Genomic DNA, 23,852 nt, shown 5'->3' with positions numbered 1-23,852 from the left:
ACGATAAAGAAAGCCGTCATGAAAATTCGCCTAACCAGTGTACTGGTCGACGACCAGCAAAAAGCCCTTATATTTTATACTGACAAGCTCGGTTTCGTAAAGAAAGTTGATGTGCCGATGGGAGAGCATCGTTGGCTAACGGTCGTATCGAAAGAAGAACAGGACGGAGTTGAATTGTTGTTAGAACCGATGGGATTTGCACCCGCCAGTACCTACCAAAAAGCTCTCTTTGCCGCGGGTATTCCTCTTGCATCATTTGATGTTGAGAACGTAGAGAAAGAATACGAGCGATTAATGCAGGCTGACGTTCAGTTCAGCGTGCCACCAACGCAAATGGGACCTGTTAAAATTGCCGTTCTGAATGATACCTGTGGGAATAACATTCAACTGGTACAGATGCTATAATTACGGTTTTGGTACAGTGATATTCGGTTTCCAGGTCCATTCGGGAGGGTTTACGCCCAGCAAATGCTTCACGAAGAAATCGCGTCGTTTGTGCTCGCCATAATCACCACCGAGCGAGTGCCCCATGCCGGGCACCATCAGAAAGTCGAAATTCTTATTGGCTTTAATTAACGCATTGATTAACTGAAAGGTAGAGGATGGATCAACGTTATCATCGAGCTCGCCCAGAATGAGCAGGAGTTTTCCTTGCAGATTTTTGGCATGGGTTACATTCGACGATTCTGCGTATTCAGGGCCAATTGGGTAACCCATCCATTGCTCGTTCCACCAGATTTTATCCATTCGATTGTCGTGGCAACCCGACGACGAAACGGCTACTTTGTAAAAATCCGGATGGAGCAATAAGGCACCCATTGAGCTTTGCCCACCCGCCGAATTCCCCCAGATACCGACTCGGCTCAAATCCATATAACTGTATTTTTGAGCGGCTGCTTTCATCCACGCAATTCGATCGGGGAAACCGGCATCTTTCAGGTTTTTCCAGCAAACGTCGTGAAAGGCTTTCGACCGATTGGAGGTTCCCATGCCATCGCACTGGACAACGATGAAGCCGAGTTCAGCCATCTCGTGCAGCGATCCGCGCGAATCGGTGACGAAACTTTTCGGCACAAACGAATCGTGCGGACCGGCATAAATGTATTCGATAACGGGATACGTCTTTGATGGATCAAAATTCGACGGCCGGACGATGATGCCCCAAATATCGGTTTTGCCATCCCGTCCTTTGGCCGTAAAGACTTCTGGCATTTTCCAGCCAGTAGCCATCAATGGCTGAATATCACCTTTCTCCAATTCCATCACTATTTTGCCGGTTGCAGTCTGTCGAAGAACGGTTACTGGGGGTTCGTCAACGCGGGAATAATTGTCGACAACATAGTGATAATCATCTGAAAAATAGGTTCGGTGATTGCCGTTTTCCGTTGTCAGAGCCGTTAGTCCACTTCCGTCGAAGTTAATTCGGTAATACTGACTCAGATACGGGTCCTGACCTGCTTCCCGTCCACTTCCTTCGAATAAAATCGTCCGTTTGGCTTCATCTATGTAAACCACTCGCCGAACTACCCAGTCGCCTTTGGTGATCTGGTTTTTGAGCTTACCGCTCCCATCATACAAATACAAGTGATTCCAGCCATCTCGCTCCGATGCCCAGATGATTTCTTTCCCATCAGCTACGTCGTAACGGTAATTTTTTCCACTGTAATGGATAAACGTTTTACTGGTTTCGTCAATCAACGGCTTTACAGCACCGTCGGTATTCATCTCAAAAATGGTATATCGCTGATGGCCGCGTTGATTGTATTCGAACGTAAACGCACGACTATCTTTTCGCCATTGTGGAGTCGTTACATTGTATTGCTCAGCAATAAGCGAAGCGGGAACAGGAATCTGCCGTTTACTATCAATTAGAAACAGGTTCGGGGTTCGCTGAGGAAGCGCATCACCGGGTTTCAGATACGGACGCGATTGGAGCTTTGGTTGCAACTGGTCGGTGGGCGACGATTCGATCAGGTAAATCAGATGAGGAGCATTCGCTCGTACTTTATTGACCGCCAGCTTTTTCGAATCAGGTGACCAGGAAATTCGGGCCGAATAATACTCACCTTCCGACCCATCGAAACTCAAAGCTACTTCCTCCGTTGGGCGACGGCTCGGTCGAATATATACGTTGTGATTTTTGATGAATGCTATATACGATCCATCGGGCGATAGAACGGGTCGGCCTTCACGCTCGTCGGCCTGACCACCCCAATAGCGATTAGGCGGGTTAGGATCAGCCACTTCCTTTATTCGGCATTGATAGGTATCAAATGGGCAGGTAAATGTCGAATCTTTAATTTTGAAGGATACCTCCGTTGCCTGAAGAGCCATATCCATAAACGGCAATTGATAAGGCAAAACGGTTTGTCCGGTAAGCTTGCTCAACGATGCCGCCAATCGAACCTGATCGAAAGCGGGTTCTTTTATAGCCCGATCAGCATCAACTTTGATAAATTCCTTTCCGTTGGCAGTCGTCTTTAGATACCAGAACAAATGCGTTTTGCCTTGCCATTGAATCCGTTCGGGTGCATTATAAACCTTGTTTTGAAATGCACCATTCATGGCTTCTGCCCGTTGATAATCGGCCAACGTTCCTTGCGTTTTGCCCAGAAAAGGAATAGTAATGAATAGTAAGACGTAAATAATAGTTCGCCAGGTTGGTGCGAGCGAAAAAGCAGTCATGAGCCGTTCGAGAGAGGAAGTTTGATGGTTAAATATACTCTCTACAGGCTAAAACACCATGTTTCTATAAAATTGACTACTTATTGCTGCTGGAATAAAATGAGCTTCATAAGGTGACAATGATTTCGGGGCGCTTGCTGTATTCTTTCAGCATCAGATTTGGGGTAACGTTGGCAAATTGCTTGAAATCTTTAGCTAGATGATTGTAATCCGTATAACCATATTGAACAGCTATGGTAAGCCAGTCGAGGTGAGGGGCTCTTTCTTTTTGAAGAAACACCTTGTGGAAACGGCTTATGCGGCTGTATAACTTAGGACCTACACCCATTCGCTCAACAAATTTCCGTTCAAATTGACGAGGACTCAGATTGGCCTGATCTGCCAGCCAATCCAAGGAAAAAGGGACTGGATTATAAAGTAATAACTGACCAATTCGGTCGATAGGATGCGCATTTATCTTGACCTTCCGAAGTTTTCGTAGTAAGTAAGCTTCCACTTGTTCAAGCATTTCCTGATAATTGCGCGCGTTGGCAATCTGATCATTTACCGATTGTAACTCTACGTTTATCATCAACTCCGCATTGCAGAATTCGTTGGTAAGCTCACTATTCGAAAACCCTAACAACCGATACATAGCCCCTGGCTGAAAAATTACCATCAGCATTAGAAAATCAGGCTCTGTGAACGTTTGAAAATTTACTCGTGAAACGTGCTGACCAAATAGAGCATTATTCGCTACTTTAACTATGACGCCCGAATGAGGATCGTGGGATTTGATATAACCTCTTGCAAAAAAGATCAGCGCTTGCTCGATTCGAGTTGGGTAAGGTTTCGTTTGAAATTCTTCTGGCAGAAAGTCAAAATGAACCAATAGGTAATTCTGAATAAAGGGCTGTAAAGGAAGGCTAGGGAGTATCTCCTGATAAATCATAGCTCCTGAAGGATAGCTGCCAGTTTCTCAGGTATAGAGAAAAATGGCGAGTGACTGCTAGCTAATGTATACTTTTTCTGGATAGGAACATTATCTGTTAATCTACTTTTATCCAAGTCTTTAGCCTGTGTACAGAGAATATATATTTTGGGAATAGAACCATACCTAGCGTCTGTGACGCTTACGGGTGTGCCCAGGCAAGCCATTGACTGCCAACCCAGATGAGCTTTAGTAAATGAAATATCGTCGGTAGAGCAGTCGTGATAAAAGAGTTGGGTAGCGTTTTCGGGCTTTATCATTGATGTTTTTTGATCAGCTGAAAGAATCAGGCTTTCCGTTAGGGATGGCCCCGATGGTACATTACCGGCCGCTTTATTCAACGCTTCTGCCTTTCCAGCTAAGGCAAAGACAGATTCTCCATTTTTAGGCATGAATGCATCCAGAAATACAAGTTTTGCCACTTTTTCACGCCCTAATACTTCGGCTGCCTGCGCAATCACTACACCCGCCATAGAGTGCCCTACCAGAATAACAGGCCCCCTTTGTGATTTGGCCACACTGACAACTTTCTGTACGTAATCCTCCAGTGTCACGGAGGCAATGGGTGTTTTATCTTCGCCATGACCAGGTAAGTCAATCGCTACGACTTGATTGCCTTTGACTTCCAGCAATGGAACTACTTTTTTCCAGCACCAGGCCCCGTGCCACGCTCCATGTACAAGAATATACGTTTTAGCTTGAGCCACTGAAAGAGTTTGGAACAGAATCGTAAGAGTGAGTAGTAAAGCGTTGATTTTCATGTTAGTTCTTGTTTAGTTTCTGGCAAACCTACCACTTGGTTTCAAGAGTCTACAAGTAGAAAATCGACATCTTTTTAGGGTTTATTATTGGGTTTACATACGGTAGAATATCTACAAAATAGATTGTATCGAAAGGCTAAGAATGTATGGTATTGGAAACATGAACTAAACTCGTTTGCAAAACAGACTGACTTAGAATAGTATTACGGTTGAAACCTGAACTAGAAAAAAACGACACTTCATGGCCTCTTTTAAACACCAAATCCTGCCAATCCTGTTTTGTCTACTCTGGCAACTTGGCAACCTTCACCTAACGATTGCTCAGCCCAATCCCCTTAGTGGTGTCAATTCGCAAACGAGCGATGTCCATTTTTTGCTGACGCAATATGAAGCGGATTATGGAAGCTTAAATCGATTTTATACCATAACCGGTTCGCCAGAGCGACGAGAGCGTTTTCAGTCATTTTACAATGAGTATCTGGGGAAATTGGAGAAGCTGGATTTCAATCGGATGAATACCGATAGTCGGGTTGATTACATCTTGTTTCGCCGGAATTTGCAGCAGGAATTGTACAAATTGAATCAGGAAGCGACTGAGCGAACGCAAATTAAAGCCTGGTTTCCCTTTGCTGACTCAATGTATGCGGTCGAAAAACTACGTCGGCGCGGGCACGTCCTGAATGCACAAAGTCTGGCCGCCAATTTGAACGCACTGGGACCGCAAATTACAGCTGCCCGAAAAGACATTGATAAACAGGACAAACTTGATCCCGCACTCATCCGCCGTGCCGAATCGACAGCACTAGGTTTGCAACTGGCTCTAAGAAGTGTGTACACATTCTACAATGGCTACGATCCGAATTTTTCGTGGTGGATGGCAAAATCCTACCCCAAAGCTGATAGTTTGTTAACGTCTTATGCTGAGTTTTTTCGGAAAAAGTCACGCGATGCCATGCCTGGAAAAGACGATGGTAGTGGTATTACCGGAGTCGCTGTAGGTCGAACCGAATTATTGCGTCAGTTACAGGTTGAAATGATTCCCTATTCGCCGGAAGAGTTGATCGAAATTGCCAATAAAGAATTTGCTTGGTGCGACCGTGAATTGCTGAAAGCTTCGAAGGAAATGGGATTTGGCGACAATTGGAAGGCGGCTCAGGAGAAAGTCAAAAACTCGTATGTACCCGTCGGAAAACAGCCAGAGATGATTCTAGGGCTTTATAACGAGTCTATTGCCTTTCTGAAGTCAAAAGACTTGATTACCATTCCGCCCCTGGCCGAAGAAACCTGGCGAATGAGTATGATGTCGCCCGCCCGGCAGTTAGTGAATCCGTTTTTCCTCGGTGGCGAAGTGCTCCAAATCTCCTATCCGACTGATGGCATGACGCACCCCGACAAGTTGATGAGTATGCGCGGAAATAACCCTCATTTTTCCCGCGCTACGGTGCATCACGAACTCATTGCCGGACATCATTTGCAGGGCTTTATGAATAACCGATATAAGGTGTACCGGAATTTCGATACTCCTTTCTGGACGGAGGGATGGGCGTTGTATTGGGAAATGATTCTTTGGGATCAGGGTTTTCCGAAATCGCCTGAAGATCGGATCGGGATGTTATTCTGGCGAATGCACCGTTGCGCTCGCATTATTTTCTCGCTCAATTATCACTTGGGTCAGTGGTCGCCCCAGCAGTGTATTGATTTTCTGGTGGATCGGGTAGGGCACGAGCGTGCTAATGCCGAAGGGGAAGTCCGACGATCATTTATTGGAGGGTATCCTCCGCTTTACCAATTGGCCTATATGACGGGTGGTTTCCAGTTCCTGGCGCTGAAAAAAGAGTTGGTCGACAGTGGAAAAATGACCTACAAACAATATCACGATGCCGTCTTGCAGCTCAATGCAATGCCAGTAGAAATGATTCGGGCTATTCTTACTAATCAGAAATTAGAGAAAGATTTTAACACGAATTGGCGGTTTTATGCTGTTAATTCGCAAACGAAATAATGCATACTGTTAGAATGGTTTTTGTCATGCTTTCTGCGTCAGCATGACAAAAAAGTCAAACGACCACAAAATACAACCTCATTTAATTAATTGCTGTTATGACCGATTCTCCAGCGACTAACCTGTCTTCTACCAATACCGATTCATTTCAAGGCATTAATCCGGCTACCGGCCAGCCTTTACCCGGACTATTTCAGGAAGCTACCACCAACGAGGTGGCTCAAGCCTGCGAACGGGCAGCTGAAGCCTTTGCTGAATACCGCAAGAAATCAGGTGCTGACAAAGCAACCTTTCTGGAGCAGATAGCCACTGAAATAGAGGCCCTTGGCGATGAATTACTTCAGCGTGCTCAGGCTGAATCCGGTTTGCCACTTGCCCGGCTCACAGGTGAACGTGGACGGACAACAGGCCAGTTGCGCCTGTTTGCTGAATACCTCCGAGAAGGTTCCTGGGTAGATGCCCGAATCGATACCGCCTTGCCTGATCGTCAGCCATTACCTCGCCCTGATCTCCGGCAAATGCTACGTCCGTTGGGTCCTGTTGGCGTATTCGGAGCTAGTAATTTTCCATTAGCGTTTTCGGTCGCGGGTGGCGATACGGCGTCGGCATTGGCGGCTGGCTGTCCAGTTGTTGTGAAGGGCCATCCGGCTCATCCCGGTACCTCACAGTTAGTGGGCGACGCTATTAGTCGGGCTGTTGGTGCTTGCGGTTTGCCAGCTGGGACATTCTCGCTGGTTCAAGGGCGAACCGTTGCGGTGGGTATGGCAATTGTCGAACATCCGGCTATTAAAGCGATTGGGTTTACAGGATCATGGCGAGGAGGAAAAGCTTTATTTGATGCCGCTGCCCGTCGTCCGGAACCGATTCCGGTGTATGCCGAAATGGGGAGTACGAATCCGGTTTTCTTTTTGCCAAAAATTCTTCAGGAGAAAGGCAATGCATTAGCCCAGAATTATGTCAATTCGGTAACCTTAGGTGTTGGTCAGTTCTGTACCAATCCGGGAATGGCAATTGTACAGCAAACGCCCGAAGCCGCTGCATTTATGCAGGATGCTAGCCAGTTGATCGCTAGTGCTCAGCCTGCTACCATGCTGACCCAAGGTATTCAACAGGCATTTACAACAGGTATTACCAAGTTAAGCACTACACAAGGTGTTAGTGTGCTGGGCCAGGCAACGACTGCTGAAAGTTTCGCCAATGGAACACCGACCTTGCTAACCACTACCGCTGAAACTTTACTAGCTAACTCGGCCATTGCCGAAGAAGTATTCGGGCCGAGCAGTGTAATTATCGAAGCCAATAGTCGTGAGGAAATACTAGCCGTTGCCAAAGAGTTGGAGGGACATTTAACCGCCACTGTTTATGGAACCGACGACGAACTGCTGGAATACGCGGATTTGCTGGAAATTCTAGAGCAGAAAGTCGGTCGATTGTTGATTAACGGATTCCCAACGGGTGTTGAAGTTAGCCACGCCATGCAACACGGCGGACCCTATCCAGCCACAACCGATTCCCGATCAACGTCTGTTGGGACAAATGCGATCCTGCGATTTGCCCGGCCTGTTTGTTATCAGAACTTCCCAGATGCATTGTTGCCTGACGAATTAAAAGCGTCCAATCCATTGCATATCTGGCGGTTAGTCAATGGAAAACATACCAATGAATGATCGGGAAATCTGTATCGCTATGAGTCGATGGCTAATTCTGCTGCTTGGTATCTTAGGCTCTTCAATTGAAGGTATTGGCCAAGTCAGTGGATTATCGGCTCAGGCAGATACGGCCTGGAAATTGGTGTGGGCCGATGAATTTATCGTCGCTGGACCGCCCAATCCCCAAAATTGGACGTTTGAAACCGGCTTTGTGCGGAATCGTGAAATTCAATGGTATCAACCCGATAATGCCCGTTGCGAGAACGGAATGTTGATTATTGAGGGGCGTCGCGAACAGAAGCCAAATCCGAACTATCAGGCAAATAGCACCAACTGGCAAACCAATCGACCGACAATTGACTATACGGCTTCCAGTATCCATACGCGTGGGCATCATAGCTGGCAATATGGTCGTTTTGAAATGCGTGGGCGTATTGATACCAGTCCAGGTTTATGGCCCGCTTTCTGGACGCTGGGCGTAAAAGGCGAGTGGCCTGCGAACGGTGAAATCGACATTATGGAGTACTATCGGAATATGCTTCTGGCTAATGTTGCCTGGGCAACGGGTAAACGATATACAGCCGAATGGCGAAGTACGAAAAAGCCGATGGATTCATTTCGAGATCCTGACTGGGCGAAGAAATTCCATATCTGGCGAATGGATTGGGACCAAACCGCCATTCGCTTATACGTTGACAATGAGCTGTTGAATCAAGTTCTATTGACGGAAACCATCAATAAGGATGGAACAGGTATTAATCCTTTTCATCAGCCGCAGTATATACTATTAAATCTGGCTATTGGCGGTGATAATGGGGGAGACCCAGTAACAACTTCGTTCCCAACCCGATTTGAAGTGGATTACGTTCGGGTTTACCAGAAAAAATAGCAATAAAGCATATTGACTGTCGATCGTGTTTGTCACGCTGATTAAACCAAACACTTTCCCCCATGTCGAACGTTTAAATAAAAAGACGTACAACCAATTATGAGAAAAATACTTGTTTTAGCCTTGCTGGCTCTACCACTTTTGTTTAGCCAGTGCAGTGTCAATAAGCAGATTTCGCAAGCAAAGGCACTGGGCGATTGTCGATATACGATTGCATCAGCCGACAGTGTTTATCTGGCTGGAACGGATATTCGTGAGTTTCGTAAGCTAGAAGATATGAATATTGCCCAGTTTCCCCGACTGGCTGCTGGCTTACTAACACGAAATGTGCCTTTGGATGCCCGCATCAACCTCGATATTACGAATCCAACGGGAAAGTTAGCCGGTATCAATCAATTGGAATACCGTGTTTTACTGGCTGGTCAGGAGCTGTTCAATGGCTTTCTGAATCAACGAATTGAGGTTCAGCCGGGAGGGAAAACCCGCGTCCCGATTCGGTTGAGTACGAATGCCTATCAGCTCGTAACCGACTCGAAAACCCGCGAAGCATTTACCCAGCTGGTTAAGAATCTTTCAGGTTCCTCCAATACGCAACCTTCGAAGCTAACGATCAGAATTAAGCCAACGCTGGCACTGGGTAACAAAGCGATTAACTACCCTGGTTATATAACGATCGATCAGGAAGTGACGAACAAAATCCTTCTGGGAAACTAAATCGCAAGTAGCAATCAAATTGGCCCGGCTTTTTAGTTGGGCCAATTTGTTTATTGCCCGTTTTGACGTAAACTTTGTTGTTCGGAAAACTAACAATCCAATGCGCTACTCCCTTATTACCTTTCTATTACTTTCCTCGATTTTATCAGGTTTTGCTCAGTCAAATACCATTCAGATTACCCACAACGAAGGGCAAAAACGCGTCGATATAACGGTTGATGGAAAGCCTTTCACCTCTTATATCTATCCAGGTCCAACCGTTCTGAAAAAGCCGGTTTTATACCCTATTCGATCAGCAGGGGGGAACTTCATCACACGGGGATGGCCGCTTGATCCGCGTCCTGGTGAGCGTATTGATCACCCTCACCATGTCGGTATGTGGTTCAATTATGGCGACGTAAATGGCCATGATTTCTGGAATAATTCGATTCAGGTAGGGCCAGAGCATAAAGGGCCATTCGGAACCATTGTTCATACGGGCGTTAAAGCCATGAAAAGTGGCAAAGGACAGGCCGAACTGGTCGTAACGGCTGACTGGCTTGATAAAGACGGCAAAGTAATGCTCCAGGAAACAACGACCTATGAGTTTCGGGCTGATGCCAATAGCCGTACTATTGATCGAATTGCTACGCTGAAAGCGGCTGATAAAGACGTACTTTTCAAGGATAACAAAGAAGGTATGATTGCTTTACGAGTAGCTCACCAACTCGAACAGCCATCGACTAAACCGGAAGTGTTTACGGATGCTCAAGGCGTAGCTACGAAAGTACCTGTAATGAATAATGAAGGCGTAACCGGGCTTTATCATAGTAGTGAAGGTGTTGAGGGTGATGCCGTGTGGGGAACTCGTGCGTCCTGGATGAAATTAACGGGTACAATCAATGGAGAAGCTCTTTCGGTCGCTCTAATCGATAACCCCAAAAATGTAGGTTATCCAACCTATTGGCATGCTCGCGGGTATGGACTATTTGCCGCCAACCCAGTGGGTGCATCAGTTATGAGTAGTGGTAAAGCCCCTGCAATGAATTATACGCTTCCAGCTGGAAAAACGACCACATTCCGTTACCGGCTGTTAATCCAATCTGGTCCACTTTCGGATAATGCGCTTGGGCAATTAGTCAAGTAAATAATAGACTACGAGAAGAGCTAAAATAGCATGCCAATTAATTGGCATGCTATTTGTGTTTTAGGGTTTTAGTACATCAAATCGTACTGGTTTTATGACCCATATTGCCTCTTTTAAAACTCTTCGTTCAAGTTGCCTTTATTTGGCTGGCTTTCTACTCATAGCTGGTTTATCCGTAGCACAACCCCCTCGTATAAAACCTACCGGGGCCAAATCTGGACCTGCTTCACCATCACTTCGTTTGCCAGCGGATGGTTTATTGACCATTGAAAACTCGCAGATTCGGGTAGGAATCAATACCAATGCGGGAGGTGCTATAACGTACCTTACTTTTTTAGATAGTCATGGCGGTAAGGTTACGGCTGGTAAAAATATGGTCAGTAATCCTGATCTGGGGCGGCAAATCCAGATTGCCTTGTATAGCGGTCCATCCGATTACTCCAATGGGGCATCATCCTGGTGGACTGGACTTGGCTGGAACCCGATTCAGGCAGGTGACGTATTCGGAAACTCGTCGACGGTGCTTGATGTACGAAAAGAAGATAACCTGTTATATGCTAAAACGCATCCTAAGCAGTTTGCATTTAATAACAACTCCACCTCGCCCGAGCGAAAGCCAGATGATGAAGCGATCATTGAACACTGGATTCGTTTGGAAGGTAACGTCGTAAAAGTACATGCGAAAGTAACAATGCTTCGTCAGGATAAAACGCAATATCCGGCTCAACAACAGGAATTTCCCTGTGTATATTTAATTGGCGACTACCACAATATGTGGTATTATCAGGGTACGAATCCTTACACGAATCAAGATCTTACACTTTCCCGTATCGACCAGATACAACCACCAACAACTGCTATGTTTGGTGATGTTTTTCCGACCGAGCCCTGGATGGCATCGACCAATGACAATGGATACGGAGTCGGATTGTATGTAGCTGGAAATAATTATGAATGGAAAAGGGGATACTTTGGAGCCGATCTGGGGGGGGATGAATTTAGTACTGTAGCTTCTTACATTGCAGCCACTAATCGGGTTGTATTAGATCACAATCTCGTTCGTGAGTGGGATTATGAGCTTGTTCTAGGGCATTTAAGTGAAATACGCTCTTATGTATACAAAAAACCTAAACCTGCTACTGGCCCAAATTATCTGTTTGATACCTCACGTAAAGGCTGGACGTTAGGAAACACTACGGATACAGGCTGGCCAATTACAGGTAAACTACATGTTCGGCTGGATAATGAAAAAGACGCTAGCCTTTTTTCCCCATTCGTGTTTTGGAAGGGGAAAGACAATCCTAAGCTTTACTTGGGAGCTGCCTTTAAGACCCAGAGCCAAAAGGCAGAGATCAGATGGCGTCGGGCTGAGGATAAGGTACTAATTGGTATCGACAATCGAAAGGCTGACTTTCCAATTATTAATGATGGACAATACCATACCTATGAAATTGATCTTAGCAAAGATCATGATTGGTTAGATCATGACATTGGACAGATACAGCTTGCATTAGTTGCAGATGGGCCAGCACCTGGATCCTGGGCAGAGATAGCCTGGATTGCTACGCAAGCGAGTGGTCCTACACCTGAAACACCAAACGAGAATTTCCTTATTCCTGCAGCCCCTTGCGAACCAGGCTGTCTTACGGTTGATGTGAAAAAAATTCAATATATACGCTCAAATCGAAAGCGATAAAAGCGTGTCTTATAATAGAAAAAGCTAGTTTATGTAGAGCACATAAACTAGCTTTTTCTATTATAAGACTGTTAATCAACTAACGAATTAATTCAAGTGAACTAAAGAAGAACGATATACGCATCCTTCAGTTGCTTTTATCCAGGAACGGAGATTGTGATTCTCGCTGGCAGCCTGACCGATTTCGTTATCAATCTGACGTAATAAGAAGAACAATTGGTGAACGTGCTCCCACTGAGCCGCCAGTTGACTAATTGGCTGTGATTGCTGATTTTTCTGGCGAGCTGCCTGCGTCAGTTGACGCAAACTCATTTTAAGATGATACCGAAGAATAATCAACCGACTGGCCATGGGTAATTGTTTAGGATCGCGCTCCATATGCGAAATGCTTTTGGCCAGCACATTATTACGTTGCTGAAGCTGATCGCAAACAAGAATCCAGGCATGTTCTGCCTGAAGGGATTCGTAGGTAATCGTTTTCATGATGAGTAAATAGTACAGTACGGTTCTGTAACAAATATAACAAAACTCAGCTTATTTGATTCGTCAAAACGGTGAGAGGGCAAATTTTTATCTGCGTATCTTCTCAGTAGCCAACGAATCGATAAGCTTAGGATGCTGCACTTAAAGTTTTCGACAGGTATATATGTATGAATGGGTGTTTAGGCAGCTGACAAAACAGGTACCTGGTATTTGCAAAATTCCTATATAAACCCTGTATCTTCGTCCTGATGTCGATGATACACAGCAAATTGCTACTGCTTATTTTCCATGGATCCTATTTATCGTACGCTAATTGTCTGCACCAACCATACCGATTACCCGACAAAGCCGCATAAAACAGGGTTATGGTTGAGCGAGGTTACGCATTTCTATGATGAGCTAGCCGAGCGGAATTTACCTTACGACATTGCCAGTCCCAACGGTGGACCTGTTCCAATTGATGAGAAAAGTATAGATCGACGGGATACTATTAACGAAAAATGGTATCACAACCCGACTTTTCGCGCCAAATTAGACCATTCACTACGGCTCGATGGGATCGATGCTGCCAACTATCAGATTATTTATTTTTCGGGGGGGCATGGCACCATGTGGGATTTTCCGAATAATCCGGATATCCAGCGAATTACACGGCAGATTTATGAGAGTGGAGGCATGGTAGCCGCCGTTTGTCATGGAGTAGGGGCCTTGCTAAATATTACTTTGTCGGACGGCTCGCTTTTGTTGGATAAACGGCAGGTAACGGGATTTTCGAACATGGAAGAAAAGCTGGTTCGACTTGATGAAGAGGTTCCCTTTTTATTGGAAGATGCCCTGCGCCAGAAAAACGCTTTATATAGTAAAAGCCTAATACCGTTTCTTCCCTACATTGAAGTAGACGAACGACTGGTAACCGGACAGAACCCGTTGTCAGCACGTAAAGTCGGTCGGAAGGTACTGGAAGAGATGTACGAAAAATGACCTGAAATCCTCTGGGAATTACTCTGAAACTTTTACCGGATTTTTCTTACTAATGTAAATATCCTGTATCCCGTAAGGAAGCCATGTATTTACAGGATGCTTTTGAAACAGGGTAAAACCGGGTAATATGCTAGCTCCCAGCATATAAGTATCGTTATGAACCCACCAGAAACTCTTGTCAGGGCTGGATTTATACTTGCCATCATATAAATACCATCCATTGAATTCCAGCCCTCCATCAATTTCCGTAGGCTGAATACCCTGTTCTAACAGCTTGTTCAAAGCTGTCCAACGCACCCGATTCCAGGCCATATAGTCGTGCGTAATGAGAATATTATACACGGAGCAAAAAACGTACAGACCCAGGGCTAAATAAATGGGTAGTCGCAAAGGTTGCGCTGTTGTTACCTGAGCCGAATTAGAGCGAACCAGATGAATCAGAACGAGTAATAAGGCCGGCAGTGGGAGAAGATATCGGTCAAATAAACCCTGTAGACCCAGTGGTAAATAATAAATACTGGTAACTGCAAGTAACAAAATACCAATTGATCGCTGAGGGAGGGGAGTTGATCGATCCAGTAAATAACTGATAATCTGAATTAAATAGAAAAGAATACCGACACTACCCAATAAACCACCAATTGTAATGCAAATCATAAGGATGTGAACAAACTCCGATCCTGGCAGGCTATACAATCGATAGAAAAAGTCTCTTGTCAAGAAAGGACCTAAACCACTTCCGTTGATTGTATTCCACCAAAGTGGCATACTGGCTCCCTGAAAGAAATAAAACCAAAAGCCTAGCACAACGACCGTTAGGCTAATCCATAGCCATATGTTTTTCCGAAAAGTGGCCAGCGTATCTCTGGTGAGTAGAATCAAAAAATATGGAGCTAAAAAAACGCCTGTGTACATGAACGCAACAAACGTATTGTTAAGAAAATCATGAATGAGTGGCCGCTCATAAAAGCTCTTACTGAAGAAGTTAGTTGCCTGAACATTGTAAGAAACCATGTCGGTTACATGCTTTAGCCATCGCTGATAAACCATTTGGATGCCTAATCCAAGACTTATACTCATAGCTGCTATAACCAGACTCTGCAGGTTGACCCCTTTTCGGATAACGTAAGCCATACTAAAGGCGACAAAAAGGCAAATACCCAATTGGCGTAGCAAAAGCGTGGCAATAGCTAGTAGAAAGCCAATGAGCAGAGGAGAAATTGTATCTTCTTTCAATCCTCTAACCATGAACGCCAATGACCAGACAACGAGCGTATAAAAAGGTACATCAGTCATAAAGGAAGCTGATAATCCCAAATACATTGGATTCATCAGCATTAAAAGCGTCCCTAAAAAGGCGAGCTGGCTATTACCTGTTGCATTAAAAATAAACCGGTGAGTCCCCCATAATCCGAGTAGCCCGGCTGCCAGGGTCGATATCCGAAGGGCTGTAAAGGAGAAGCCAAAAGGTAAACAGAACAAAGCCCCCCAGCCAATCTGAGTTAGTAAATTTACGCTTGTCCAGGCTGACATAAAAAAAGTCCGGGTTTCTACCAGGGCTTTCACTGATCGGGCGTAAGCCCAATCGTCATTAAACGGGAACTCTCCATATGGATTAATCGCAATTGTGGAGATGATCCAAACCACTACAATAAAAACTAACTGATTTCTTTCCTTAGATAAAAAAGAGGGCAAACTAATCATAAGTATATAAAATCGACAGGGCAATGGAATTGCATGATATACTATATGCCAAATAGTAACTTAAGAAGTTATGGCATAGCAACATATTACTCAGTTTATTTGAAGCTGAATAAGGAAGACGTTTTATACTCTTTAATTAGTTGGATTAGCTTAAGAGCGAGTAGCCAGGTCTAAAACCGCCCTTGAGTAAGACCCTATTTTATGAATTTACTTAGACAACTGCCTGAGGAAAAACCTCGCGTAACAACTTCAGTTCCTGATCTTTTTCCGAGACAATTGGGTTACTGACACCCCAGTTAATATTTAAATCAGGATCATTCCACAAAATCCCTGATTCGGAAGCTTTGTTATAAATATTGGTACACTTGTAGCTGAATATGCTGTCCTCCAAAGCAACAAATCCATGGGCAAAGCCTTCTGGAATGTAGGCCATATTCGACAGTTTGGCATCCAGCAAAAACGTTTCATACTGACCAAACGTTGGCGAGTCGGGCCGTAAGTCAACCGCAATGTCCAGCACTTGCCCCGTAATTACCCGCACTAATTTTCCCTGAGCAAAAGGAGCATTTTGCATATGTAGGCCACGTAAAACCCCTTTGACTGAGAAAGACTGGTTATCCTGTACGAACTCCATAGGTAACCCCAGCGAAGCAAAAAGAGGTTTGTTATAAGACTCGAAAAAATGACCCCGTTCGTCTTCAAAGATGCGTGGAATCAATTCGATAAGACCCTCAATGGCCGTTTGGCGAACTTGCATGGTAGAGGTTGTTATGTATACTGTACGTTGTGTTAATAAGCAAATTTATGAAACCGACACTATAACTTGTACTTTTGACCAAGAATCATTTTCAATTTGTGATTCTATACGTTAAGATGACATACGCAGAATTAACCAACCAGATTTTTAAAAAACAGTCCTATTTGTGCGTAGGGCTCGACACTGATCTTCGCAAAATCCCCCCACACTTATTCACCGAAACTGATCCTGTATTTGCCTTTAACAAGGCTATTATTGATGCTACGGCTGATTTTGCAGTTGCTTACAAACCAAATATTGCTTTCTACGAAGCTCAGGGGCCTAAAGGATGGGAAAGCTTGCAGAAAACACTCGAATATATTCCAAAAGATTGTTTTACCATCGCAGATGCCAAGCGAGGTGATATCGGGAATACATCAGATTTATATGCCCGTACCTTTTTTGATCCTACGGCTGCTGGCCTATCTTTCGATTCAATTACGGTAGCTCCTTATATGGGGCACGATTCTGTGACACCCTTCCTGGCTTATGAGGATAAATGGGTTATTCTACTGGCCTTAACGTCAAATCCCGGTAGCGCCGATTTTCAGCGTCAATCTGTTAATGACCAGGAATTATTTGAAACGGTGATTGAAACAGCTCATACCTGGGCGGGGCCTGAAAAGCTTATGTTTGTTGTTGGCGCTACGCAGGCTCGAGAATTTGAACGCATCAGGGAAATCGCTCCGAAAAATTTCCTGCTCGTTCCTGGTGTTGGTGCACAAGGGGGTTTATTGTCTGAGGTTTCTAAATATGGACTTACATCAGATGGAGGATTGCTGGTCAATTCGTCAAGAAGTATACTCTATGCATCCAGCGGAACCGATTTTGCCGATCAGGCACGAGCAGAAGCTATGCGGATGCAGGCTGAAATGGCTGAATATCTAGTCGATCTGAATTAGCCACACATTTATGCCATAAAGCTTTTGATTTTATAATTAAGAATACAGATAATTGTATGATATATTCAAATTGTTATACATAACATCTGTGTCTGAAGCTTTTCTTTATTTTATCTGGCAATATCAATACTTTACAACAGCGGACCTGAAAACAACAGACGGAGAGGCTGTGCAAATAATTCAGCCAGGGTTTCGCAACTACAATGCTGGCCCCGATTTTATAAATTCTCGTTTATTAATAAACGAGGTCGAATGGGTAGGTACCGTTGAAATGCATACCCGAACATCAGATTGGTTAGCCCATCGGCATCAGCACGATCGGGCTTACGATAATGTAATTCTGCATGTAGTTTGGCAGGACGATACATCCATCACAGGTTGTCGGATTGATCGAGTTAATGGAACCTCAATTCCTACGCTAGAGCTTCGCTTGTTTACGGATACCCTTTTACTGGATCGCTATTCTACGCTGAGTAATTCACCTGATTCAATTCCTTGTGCTACCCAATTTCGGACTGTTCATCCACTTCGAATAACGTCGATGCTGGATAAAGCTATGTTACAGCGATTGGAACGTAAAGCGGCCGATGTCCGGAAACTTTACGTTCAAACAGGAGGGGATTGGGAGGAAACGACTTACAGACTGCTGGCGAACACGCTGGGATTTAAAATTAACGCCGATCCAATGGGGCAACTCAGCCGTGCAGTGCCGTTGAAAGCACTCCTTAAACACCGGGATGTACTCTTACAGGTTGAAGCGATGCTGTTCGGGACAGCGGGTTTGTTGAGTACTGAAGATGAATACGTTATGACCCTAAAGCGGGAATATCGATTTCTGGCGGCTAAATATGGGTTAGCCGACAAACAAATGGAGGCTCATGTCTGGAAATGGGGACGACTACGGCCTGCTAATTTCCCCACCTTGCGGATTGCCCAATTTGCGCGTTTGGTCACTCAGCCAGCTAGCTTATTTTCTCTGCTGGTGGGAACAGAATGTGTCGAAACGCTGGTAGAGGCTTTACAAATTGTTCCGTCGGACTATTGGCAAACGCACTATCGATTCGGCAAAGCAGGTGAAAAGGGGAGTTCAACATTAGGCCATACTTCAGCTGTTGCCATTGTCATTAATACGGCTGTTCCCTTATTGGCAGCGTATGCGGAGCACAGAGGAGAGCCTGCTTATATTGATCGGGCTATTAGCTTACTAGAACAATTACCTGCCGAAAAAAACCACCTGATCGAAGGCTGGAATACCATCGGATTAGGTATCCGTACAGCTTTCGATTCACAGGCGGCCATTGAACTCTACAATGAATTTTGCTCTGTTAAAAAATGCCTGATTTGCCAGATCGGCGCGGCACTGCTGAAATAGTGATAAACGATAAGTGATGAGTTTGCTGACGCATATAAACAAATTGGCGTCAGCAAACTCATCACTTATCGTTTATCACTGCAATCACTAGCTAACCACCAGATCCTGTTTCGTTGAATCCCAGGTTACGCGTTTGCCTGTATGCAGTGCTGTCGTAGCCATAATGCTTGCCACGGAATGGGCAAACCCAGCACGGGCGGGTGCATTCGGCTCTTTACGGCTACGTACACATTCCATCCAGTTAAGCATGTGCATCGATGTCATCGGATCACCACCTGTGTTGGCTGATGTTTCAACTTTAGCCGCTTCGCCGAGGGCCATGCTAGGCAATAGATTGGCCTGCATGTTCATTTCTTTAGCGTATTTAGCTTCTAGCCCTCCTTCTGGCGAAATCTTGTTGGTGTCGAGATTAATCATACCCCCGTTCGAGTAGTAATATTCTTTAACACCACCCGCTTCGTTATTCATTCGGGAGGAATATAGTACCTGGAAACCTTTGGTTTTGTCGTTGTCCGGACCGTAGTCAAATACAGCCGTAAACGTATCGCCATTCGTACGTCCATCTTTCCAGGAATAGATTCCGCCGTTTGCTACTACCGAACGAGGGTGATCTAAGCCACTGAACCAGTGGACTGTATCGATCTGGTGTGACATCCATTGTCCTGGAATACCCGATGAGTAGGGATAGAATAATCGGAATTCAAGGTACTTTCGTGGGTCCCAGGCAACTTTAGGCCGGTTCATTTGATAACGATCCCAGTCGGTATCTTCTTTCCGAATTTCGGATACCAGTTTAGGACGGCGCCAACGACCGGGTTGATTGACATTCCAGGTCATTTCGACCATCGTGATATCACCGAACTTCCCTGATTTAATAAAATCATTGGCTGCGTGATAACTTGGTGTTGACCGACGTTGTGAACCAATCTGGACAATTTTCTTTGAAGTTTCAACCGCTTTCAGCGCCTTACGGGCGTCGTCTAATGCTTCAGCGAACGGCTTCTCGCAATACACATCATGACCCGATTCAACGGCTGCTGCACAGTGTAAAGCATGTTGGAAGTCGGCAGTTGAAATGATAACAGCATCGACGTCTTTACGCTCGAATAGTTCGTCGTTGTTGCGTGCTTTGAAAAATGTGTTATCGTTCCAGCCTTTTCCTTTCAGGTAGGCTTCTGCTTCTTCACGGCGACGACTCCAGATGTCTGATACGCCGACGAAGGCAAAATTTTGAGCTTTTGCATGTTCGGCAAAGGCAGGGGCTAACGACTGACGGAAGCGATCCGAGAAGCCCACAATCCCAACCCGAACGCGTTCGTTTGAGCCGAGGATACGAGCGTAACTACTTGCTGAGAAGCTCATCCCCAGGCCAGCTAACGCTGATTTTTTTATAAAATCACGACGATTTTCCATATACTTTAACCAATAAATGAATGTTAGCTATTGATATAAAGGCGTTTAGCAGAGAATTCTAACGCCATTTATAGAGTTTTGATTTTCATATTCCGGAAGTACACACGGTTGCCGTGGTCCTGAAGCAGAATATGACCTTTGGGGGCTTCCCCAAAACGACCATTAGCATTGTATTCCGGCGCTTTGTATTTGCTCATAGCGACCAGCTCACGAAACTTCTCACTGCCTCGCTCATATTCAACGACTTTCTTACCATTGAGCCAGTGCTCGACATGTTTTCCTTTCGAGATAACCCTTCCTGTGTTCCATTCCCCAATTGGATTCGCTTTTTTACCTGTAGCTGGAATCAAATCATATAACGAACCAACGGTGCGATTTCCATCACGACCTAGTTTAGCATCAGGGTGTTTATCATCATCCAATACCTGAAATTCAAGCCCAAAAGCGGAGCCCTTTGGCTTAGGAGACTGTTCCGCTACAAAATATTTAAGGCCGCTATTGGCTCCTTCGGTCAGTTTAAAATCGAACACGAGATCAAAATCGCTGTATTCGCCATCCGTAACAATATCGCCAAAACTTTCCGATTCTGACCCGTTCGATTGTTGAATAGTCAGCATACCATCGGTAATGTCCCAGCCTTTTGCGGGAAACTTATCTTTGTAAGCACCCCGCCAACCGTTCGTGGTTTTGCCATCAAAGAGCAATTTCCAGCCGTCTTTTTTTTCCTGCGCTGTTAACGTATTGGGCGCCTGTGGATCTTTAGCTGCAATCAGACTTAACAGCAGTAATCCGGAAATGAATTGTTTCATAAATAAAGAGTGAAAGCGTGACTGAGTGAAAGAGTGATTAGTCGACTCAATATACTCTTTCGCTCAGTCAAGCTTTCATAAGGGAACGCGAAGTGTTTTAGTTATATAATCTTTATTGATCTGAGCGCACTGAGCTGGGGTTTTATCTTTCTCAGGTACACCATCTAGTTCAACAATTCCCCAGCCTTTAAACCTGATTTCTTCCAGCGCTTTAAAAACAGCTGGAACATCTACATTTCCCCGGCCCAATTCAACGAATTTGTACGCCTTCGGATCGTTCGGCTTATCAGGAACAGGCGACATTGTGTCTTTCAGATGCAGCGCATGGATAATATCTTTATACTGTTTTACCGCCTTTTCAGGGGCGCCACCTCCTTGTTTGTAATGCGCAATGTCGAGCAGGAGTTTACAGTATTTGGGATTCATTGCCTGTACAATCACATCCACTTCTTCGGGTGTTTCACCGAGTTGATTCATGTGATTGTGGTAAGTGGCCTGAACGCCTAAGTCAGCCGTCTGTTTGCCAATTTCATTCATAACAGCCGCTAACCGTTTCAATTCGTCCGTTGTTGGTAGCCGATCTTTCGGACGCAAACTGTTAGTCATTTGAAAAGCGGAACCGCCCAGCGCTTTCACAAAACTGGCGTGGGCAACGTGCATGTCAATCGTACTTTGCTCTTTTGCCGGATCAATCTCAACATTACCGCTCGAAAACATCGCCAACGTCAGATGATTCTGATCAAGCATCGCTTTCAGCTCAGATGGTTTAGCCTTGTAGGGCCCAAAGGCATTAGCCCTAAGTTGGATACCGTGATACCCTAGTGTTGACAGATCCGTAATCGCCTGTGCATCGTTACCTCCCCACGTAATCGCCGAGTAAGCAATTTTGAGTCCTGTTGGAATGGCCGGACGAGCCAATAATTGATCGAATCCAGCTGTAATTGCCAAGGCTGATAAGCCAGCCCTAGTGAGAAATTGTCTTCGATTGACGGTTTCCTGCATAAGTTAAAAATGGTAAAATCAAGTTGACTAAGATTGAAAGAAGAGGAAGGTTTTTTATTCTACTGCTTTAAAATAGTGAAAGAGCGAATGAGCAAAAGAGCGAAAAAATCAGAAAATTTCTATCGGATTAGTTTCGTTCATTCACTCATTCGCTCTTTCACTTTTCACTTATTTAGAAGCCCGGATTCTGCGGGAATTTTGCGCTTCCTCCTTCTGTTCGGTCAATCTGTGTTTGTGGAATTGGACGGAAATTATGCGTCTCTTTTATGTTGGCCACAGCATCGGTGTTATATTTTTTAACCCGATCCACCAAAATTCCCCAACGCTTAAGATCCATCCAACGGGTTTGCTCGCCAGCTAATTCACGGGCACGCTCTTCGTAGATTGTTTCCATCGACACATCAGCGACATTGAGTTCCATAGCCGCTTCTTTGCCAGGCCAAGCTGCCCGCCGACGTACTGTGTTAATGGCAGTAGTCGCTTCGGCTGTTTTACCCAATTTTATTTGCGCTTCGGCCAGAATCAGATACGTTTCAGCTAACCGGAAAGCGATGTAATCGCGGCTACCTTGTTCGTAGGTCAAGTCAGGACGGTTCGGGTCAAGAAATTTTTGCAGCGTTGGGAATAAAGCTGCGGTGTAGGCACTAGGCACCAAAACCTGATAAGGCTTAGCGGCTCGTTGCGCCATCGTCCATTCAACACCCGGAATATAGATGGCTGTATCACCCGCTTTCAGCGTCATTTTGGCCTTACTGTTGTCGAAAGATGTATTCAGGTTTGCGCCGGGGTTGTTGCTCAGCCATGTATCCTTAAACGTCTTCTTGTAGCGAGAGTCGTTCACCCGATCTTTGAAAACGGTTTCAAGCAGATAAGGCGTTGGACGTAGACGTTTAAAAGGCCGGTCGTTGGCAATATCGCGCTTCATACCAGGCTGCACATCGTACTGCATCCCAAAATACAAGTGCAGCTTGTTTCCGTCGCCATTGTTCGTATTCGCTGTGTTCATATTGGTGAGCGGATCTGATGTGTATTGCACTGAGAAAACAACCTCATCGTTGATTTCACCAGATCCCTGAGCGAACACGTTGGCAAAATCCGGCAATAATTTCAGGCTGTAGTTGCTAATTACGTTCTGTGCGTAAGTTGCAGCTTTCGCATAATCATCTGCGGCTTTGGCCGTTGACGTAGCTTTGGTCAGATAAACTTTAGCGAGCAGGTGTTCAGCCGCCGATTTGGTAGCCCGTCCGTAATCACTAGCACCCTGTGCTGCTGCTCTAACAGCAGGCAGATCTACTAAAGATGCTTCTAAGTCGGCCGTGATCTGTTTATAAATATCTGTTTCAGAAGCCCGGCTGGTTACTTTCGTTGGTCCCAGAGTTTCTGTCAACCGCAGGTCAACTCCACCGAATTGTTGTACCAGAATAAAGTAGTAATGCGCCCGAAGAAATTTCATTTCGGCTACGCGTTGCTTTTTGATCGCATCTGAAACAGTAGCGGATGGAGCACGCTCAATAACTGCATTACAGGTATTTATCCCTTTGTACAACTCTTCCCACATCTGCTGGATAATGTCGACGAAGCTGTTCATTTGGGTATCGTAGAAGTGAAACCCTTTATAGCTACCATCGGCCCCGGCCTGGTAAATATCCGTACCGAACTCGGTCATTGTCAGTCCGCGCTCCGATGCGTAGAAATTTCGCATGGATGAATAAGCCGCTTTACTGGCATCTTCAAAGCCTTTGGGCGTGTTGATATAATCGTTGCCAATAAGCGAGATTACTTTTTCATCCAGTATATCCTTACAGGCCTGACCGCTCAACATTAGAGCGGAAAGGGCCAGGATACGGAATGATTTTGGCGAAAAAAATGAGTTCATATCTTTTATAATGATGTTTTTA

At 45.1% G+C, this 23,852-nt stretch carries 20 protein-coding genes; 10 read left to right on the top strand and 10 right to left on the bottom strand.

Features of this window, described 5'->3' with window-relative positions:
• The first annotated feature begins 18 nt into the window (after positions 1–18).
• Complete coding sequence (locus tag ACYVE4_RS15305; RefSeq protein ID WP_461041028.1) at positions 19–405, top strand: VOC family protein; 387 nt, start codon at positions 19–21, stop codon at positions 403–405.
• On the opposite strand, the gene ACYVE4_RS15300 is transcribed toward ACYVE4_RS15305, so the two are convergent.
• The 3 genes from ACYVE4_RS15300 to ACYVE4_RS15290 form a co-directional block, all read right to left on the bottom strand.
• Positions 406–2,685 (bottom strand): S9 family peptidase, encoded by a 2,280-nt coding sequence (locus ACYVE4_RS15300; protein WP_461041027.1) that lies wholly within the window; start codon positions 2,683–2,685, stop codon positions 406–408.
• Positions 2,686–2,791: 106 nt separating this feature from the next.
• Positions 2,792–3,616 carry a helix-turn-helix domain-containing protein gene (locus ACYVE4_RS15295; RefSeq protein ID WP_461041026.1) on the bottom strand — a complete coding sequence of 275 codons (825 nt, stop codon included), beginning with the start codon at positions 3,614–3,616 and terminating at the stop codon, positions 2,792–2,794.
• Complete coding sequence (locus tag ACYVE4_RS15290; protein ID WP_461041025.1) at positions 3,613–4,416, bottom strand: alpha/beta fold hydrolase; 804 nt, start codon at positions 4,414–4,416, stop codon at positions 3,613–3,615. The genes ACYVE4_RS15295 and ACYVE4_RS15290 overlap by 4 nt, the downstream gene beginning before the upstream one ends.
• 241 nt (positions 4,417–4,657) lie before the next feature.
• Between ACYVE4_RS15290 and ACYVE4_RS15285 the strand changes: the two genes are divergently transcribed.
• The 6 genes from ACYVE4_RS15285 to ACYVE4_RS15260 all read left to right on the top strand — a co-directional run bounded on the left by ACYVE4_RS15285 (position 4,658) and on the right by ACYVE4_RS15260 (position 12,492).
• Complete coding sequence (locus tag ACYVE4_RS15285) at positions 4,658–6,418, top strand: DUF885 family protein (RefSeq protein WP_461041024.1); 1,761 nt, start codon at positions 4,658–4,660, stop codon at positions 6,416–6,418.
• A 98-nt stretch (positions 6,419–6,516) separates the two neighbouring features.
• Positions 6,517–8,085: an aldehyde dehydrogenase (NADP(+)) gene (locus ACYVE4_RS15280; protein WP_461041023.1), complete on the top strand. Its 1,569-nt coding sequence runs from the start codon at positions 6,517–6,519 to the stop codon at positions 8,083–8,085.
• Complete coding sequence (locus ACYVE4_RS15275) at positions 8,063–8,956, top strand: glycoside hydrolase family 16 protein (RefSeq protein ID WP_461041022.1); 894 nt, start codon at positions 8,063–8,065, stop codon at positions 8,954–8,956. The genes ACYVE4_RS15280 and ACYVE4_RS15275 overlap by 23 nt, the downstream gene beginning before the upstream one ends.
• Before the next feature lie 99 nt (positions 8,957–9,055).
• Complete coding sequence (locus ACYVE4_RS15270) at positions 9,056–9,670, top strand: hypothetical protein (RefSeq protein WP_461041021.1); 615 nt, start codon at positions 9,056–9,058, stop codon at positions 9,668–9,670.
• Between the two features lie 100 nt (positions 9,671–9,770).
• Positions 9,771–10,796, top strand: coding sequence for a DUF6807 domain-containing protein (locus ACYVE4_RS15265; RefSeq protein WP_461041020.1), 1,026 nt, complete (start codon positions 9,771–9,773; stop codon positions 10,794–10,796).
• Between the two features lie 94 nt (positions 10,797–10,890).
• Complete coding sequence (locus ACYVE4_RS15260; RefSeq protein ID WP_461041019.1) at positions 10,891–12,492, top strand: hypothetical protein; 1,602 nt, start codon at positions 10,891–10,893, stop codon at positions 12,490–12,492.
• Positions 12,493–12,579: 87 nt separating this feature from the next.
• Here ACYVE4_RS15260 and ACYVE4_RS15255 read toward each other — a convergent pair whose 3' ends face one another.
• On the bottom strand, positions 12,580–12,975 hold the full coding sequence (locus ACYVE4_RS15255; RefSeq protein WP_461041018.1) for a hypothetical protein: 396 nt from the start codon (positions 12,973–12,975) through the stop codon (positions 12,580–12,582).
• Positions 12,976–13,263: 288 nt separating this feature from the next.
• On the opposite strand from ACYVE4_RS15255, the gene ACYVE4_RS15250 reads away from it, so the two are divergent.
• Positions 13,264–13,956 (top strand): type 1 glutamine amidotransferase domain-containing protein, encoded by a 693-nt coding sequence (locus ACYVE4_RS15250; RefSeq protein ID WP_461041017.1) that lies wholly within the window; start codon positions 13,264–13,266, stop codon positions 13,954–13,956.
• Between the two features lie 18 nt (positions 13,957–13,974).
• Here ACYVE4_RS15250 and ACYVE4_RS15245 read toward each other — a convergent pair whose 3' ends face one another.
• Positions 13,975–15,603, bottom strand: coding sequence for a hypothetical protein (locus tag ACYVE4_RS15245; RefSeq protein ID WP_461041016.1), 1,629 nt, complete (start codon positions 15,601–15,603; stop codon positions 13,975–13,977).
• 268 nt (positions 15,604–15,871) lie between these two features.
• A complete protein-coding gene (gene rfbC / locus ACYVE4_RS15240; RefSeq protein WP_461041015.1) occupies positions 15,872–16,417 on the bottom strand; it encodes a dTDP-4-dehydrorhamnose 3,5-epimerase in 546 nt (181 codons plus the stop codon).
• Positions 16,418–16,533: 116 nt separating this feature from the next.
• Here rfbC and pyrF point away from each other — a divergent pair, with 116 nt between their 5' ends.
• Together pyrF and ACYVE4_RS15230 are read left to right on the top strand one after the other, a co-directional pair.
• On the top strand, positions 16,534–17,358 hold the full coding sequence (gene pyrF / locus ACYVE4_RS15235; RefSeq protein ID WP_461041014.1) for an orotidine-5'-phosphate decarboxylase: 825 nt from the start codon (positions 16,534–16,536) through the stop codon (positions 17,356–17,358).
• Positions 17,359–17,446: 88 nt separating this feature from the next.
• On the top strand, positions 17,447–18,730 hold the full coding sequence (locus ACYVE4_RS15230) for a DUF2851 family protein (RefSeq protein WP_461041013.1): 1,284 nt from the start codon (positions 17,447–17,449) through the stop codon (positions 18,728–18,730).
• 87 nt (positions 18,731–18,817) lie between these two features.
• Here ACYVE4_RS15230 and ACYVE4_RS15225 read toward each other — a convergent pair whose 3' ends face one another.
• From ACYVE4_RS15225 to ACYVE4_RS15210, 4 genes are all read right to left on the bottom strand, one after another.
• Complete coding sequence (locus tag ACYVE4_RS15225; protein WP_461041012.1) at positions 18,818–20,143, bottom strand: Gfo/Idh/MocA family protein; 1,326 nt, start codon at positions 20,141–20,143, stop codon at positions 18,818–18,820.
• Between the two features lie 68 nt (positions 20,144–20,211).
• The gene (locus tag ACYVE4_RS15220) at positions 20,212–20,952 is read right to left on the bottom strand and encodes a 3-keto-disaccharide hydrolase (protein WP_461041011.1); all 741 of its coding nucleotides are present in this window, start codon (positions 20,950–20,952) and stop codon (positions 20,212–20,214) included.
• A 75-nt stretch (positions 20,953–21,027) separates the two neighbouring features.
• Complete coding sequence (locus ACYVE4_RS15215; protein WP_461041010.1) at positions 21,028–21,954, bottom strand: sugar phosphate isomerase/epimerase family protein; 927 nt, start codon at positions 21,952–21,954, stop codon at positions 21,028–21,030.
• A gap of 172 nt (positions 21,955–22,126) precedes the next feature.
• Positions 22,127–23,830, bottom strand: a complete 1,704-nt coding sequence (locus ACYVE4_RS15210) for a RagB/SusD family nutrient uptake outer membrane protein (protein WP_461041009.1) — start codon at positions 23,828–23,830, stop codon at positions 22,127–22,129.
• Positions 23,831–23,852 lie beyond the last annotated feature (22 nt).

The sequence above is a fragment of the Spirosoma harenae genome, from assembly GCF_054776975.1.
Note: the sequence above shows the minus strand (reverse complement) of the source record. Positions and strands in the feature narration are given on the sequence as shown.

What these genes read in the sequence shown, in the direction of transcription:
- ACYVE4_RS15280 (WP_461041023.1), top strand. Translation starts at nt 6,517, where the DNA reads ATGACCGATTCTCCAGCGACTAACCTGTCTTCTACCAATACCGATTCA.
- ACYVE4_RS15265 (WP_461041020.1), top strand. Translation starts at nt 9,771, where the DNA reads ATGCGCTACTCCCTTATTACCTTTCTATTACTTTCCTCGATTTTATCA.
- ACYVE4_RS15275 (WP_461041022.1), top strand. Translation starts at nt 8,063, where the DNA reads ATGGAAAACATACCAATGAATGATCGGGAAATCTGTATCGCTATGAGT.
- ACYVE4_RS15305 (WP_461041028.1), top strand. Translation starts at nt 19, where the DNA reads ATGAAAATTCGCCTAACCAGTGTACTGGTCGACGACCAGCAAAAAGCC.
- ACYVE4_RS15285 (WP_461041024.1), top strand. Translation starts at nt 4,658, where the DNA reads ATGGCCTCTTTTAAACACCAAATCCTGCCAATCCTGTTTTGTCTACTC.
- ACYVE4_RS15270 (WP_461041021.1), top strand. Translation starts at nt 9,056, where the DNA reads ATGAGAAAAATACTTGTTTTAGCCTTGCTGGCTCTACCACTTTTGTTT.
- ACYVE4_RS15250 (WP_461041017.1), top strand. Translation starts at nt 13,264, where the DNA reads ATGGATCCTATTTATCGTACGCTAATTGTCTGCACCAACCATACCGAT.
- ACYVE4_RS15300 (WP_461041027.1), bottom strand. Translation starts at nt 2,685, where the DNA reads ATGACTGCTTTTTCGCTCGCACCAACCTGGCGAACTATTATTTACGTC.
- ACYVE4_RS15215 (WP_461041010.1), bottom strand. Translation starts at nt 21,954, where the DNA reads ATGCAGGAAACCGTCAATCGAAGACAATTTCTCACTAGGGCTGGCTTA.
- ACYVE4_RS15260 (WP_461041019.1), top strand. Translation starts at nt 10,891, where the DNA reads ATGACCCATATTGCCTCTTTTAAAACTCTTCGTTCAAGTTGCCTTTAT.
- pyrF (WP_461041014.1), top strand. Translation starts at nt 16,534, where the DNA reads ATGACATACGCAGAATTAACCAACCAGATTTTTAAAAAACAGTCCTAT.
- ACYVE4_RS15210 (WP_461041009.1), bottom strand. Translation starts at nt 23,830, where the DNA reads ATGAACTCATTTTTTTCGCCAAAATCATTCCGTATCCTGGCCCTTTCC.
- ACYVE4_RS15255 (WP_461041018.1), bottom strand. Translation starts at nt 12,975, where the DNA reads ATGAAAACGATTACCTACGAATCCCTTCAGGCAGAACATGCCTGGATT.
- rfbC (WP_461041015.1), bottom strand. Translation starts at nt 16,417, where the DNA reads ATGCAAGTTCGCCAAACGGCCATTGAGGGTCTTATCGAATTGATTCCA.
- ACYVE4_RS15295 (WP_461041026.1), bottom strand. Translation starts at nt 3,616, where the DNA reads ATGATTTATCAGGAGATACTCCCTAGCCTTCCTTTACAGCCCTTTATT.
- ACYVE4_RS15290 (WP_461041025.1), bottom strand. Translation starts at nt 4,416, where the DNA reads ATGAAAATCAACGCTTTACTACTCACTCTTACGATTCTGTTCCAAACT.
- ACYVE4_RS15220 (WP_461041011.1), bottom strand. Translation starts at nt 20,952, where the DNA reads ATGAAACAATTCATTTCCGGATTACTGCTGTTAAGTCTGATTGCAGCT.
- ACYVE4_RS15225 (WP_461041012.1), bottom strand. Translation starts at nt 20,143, where the DNA reads ATGGAAAATCGTCGTGATTTTATAAAAAAATCAGCGTTAGCTGGCCTG.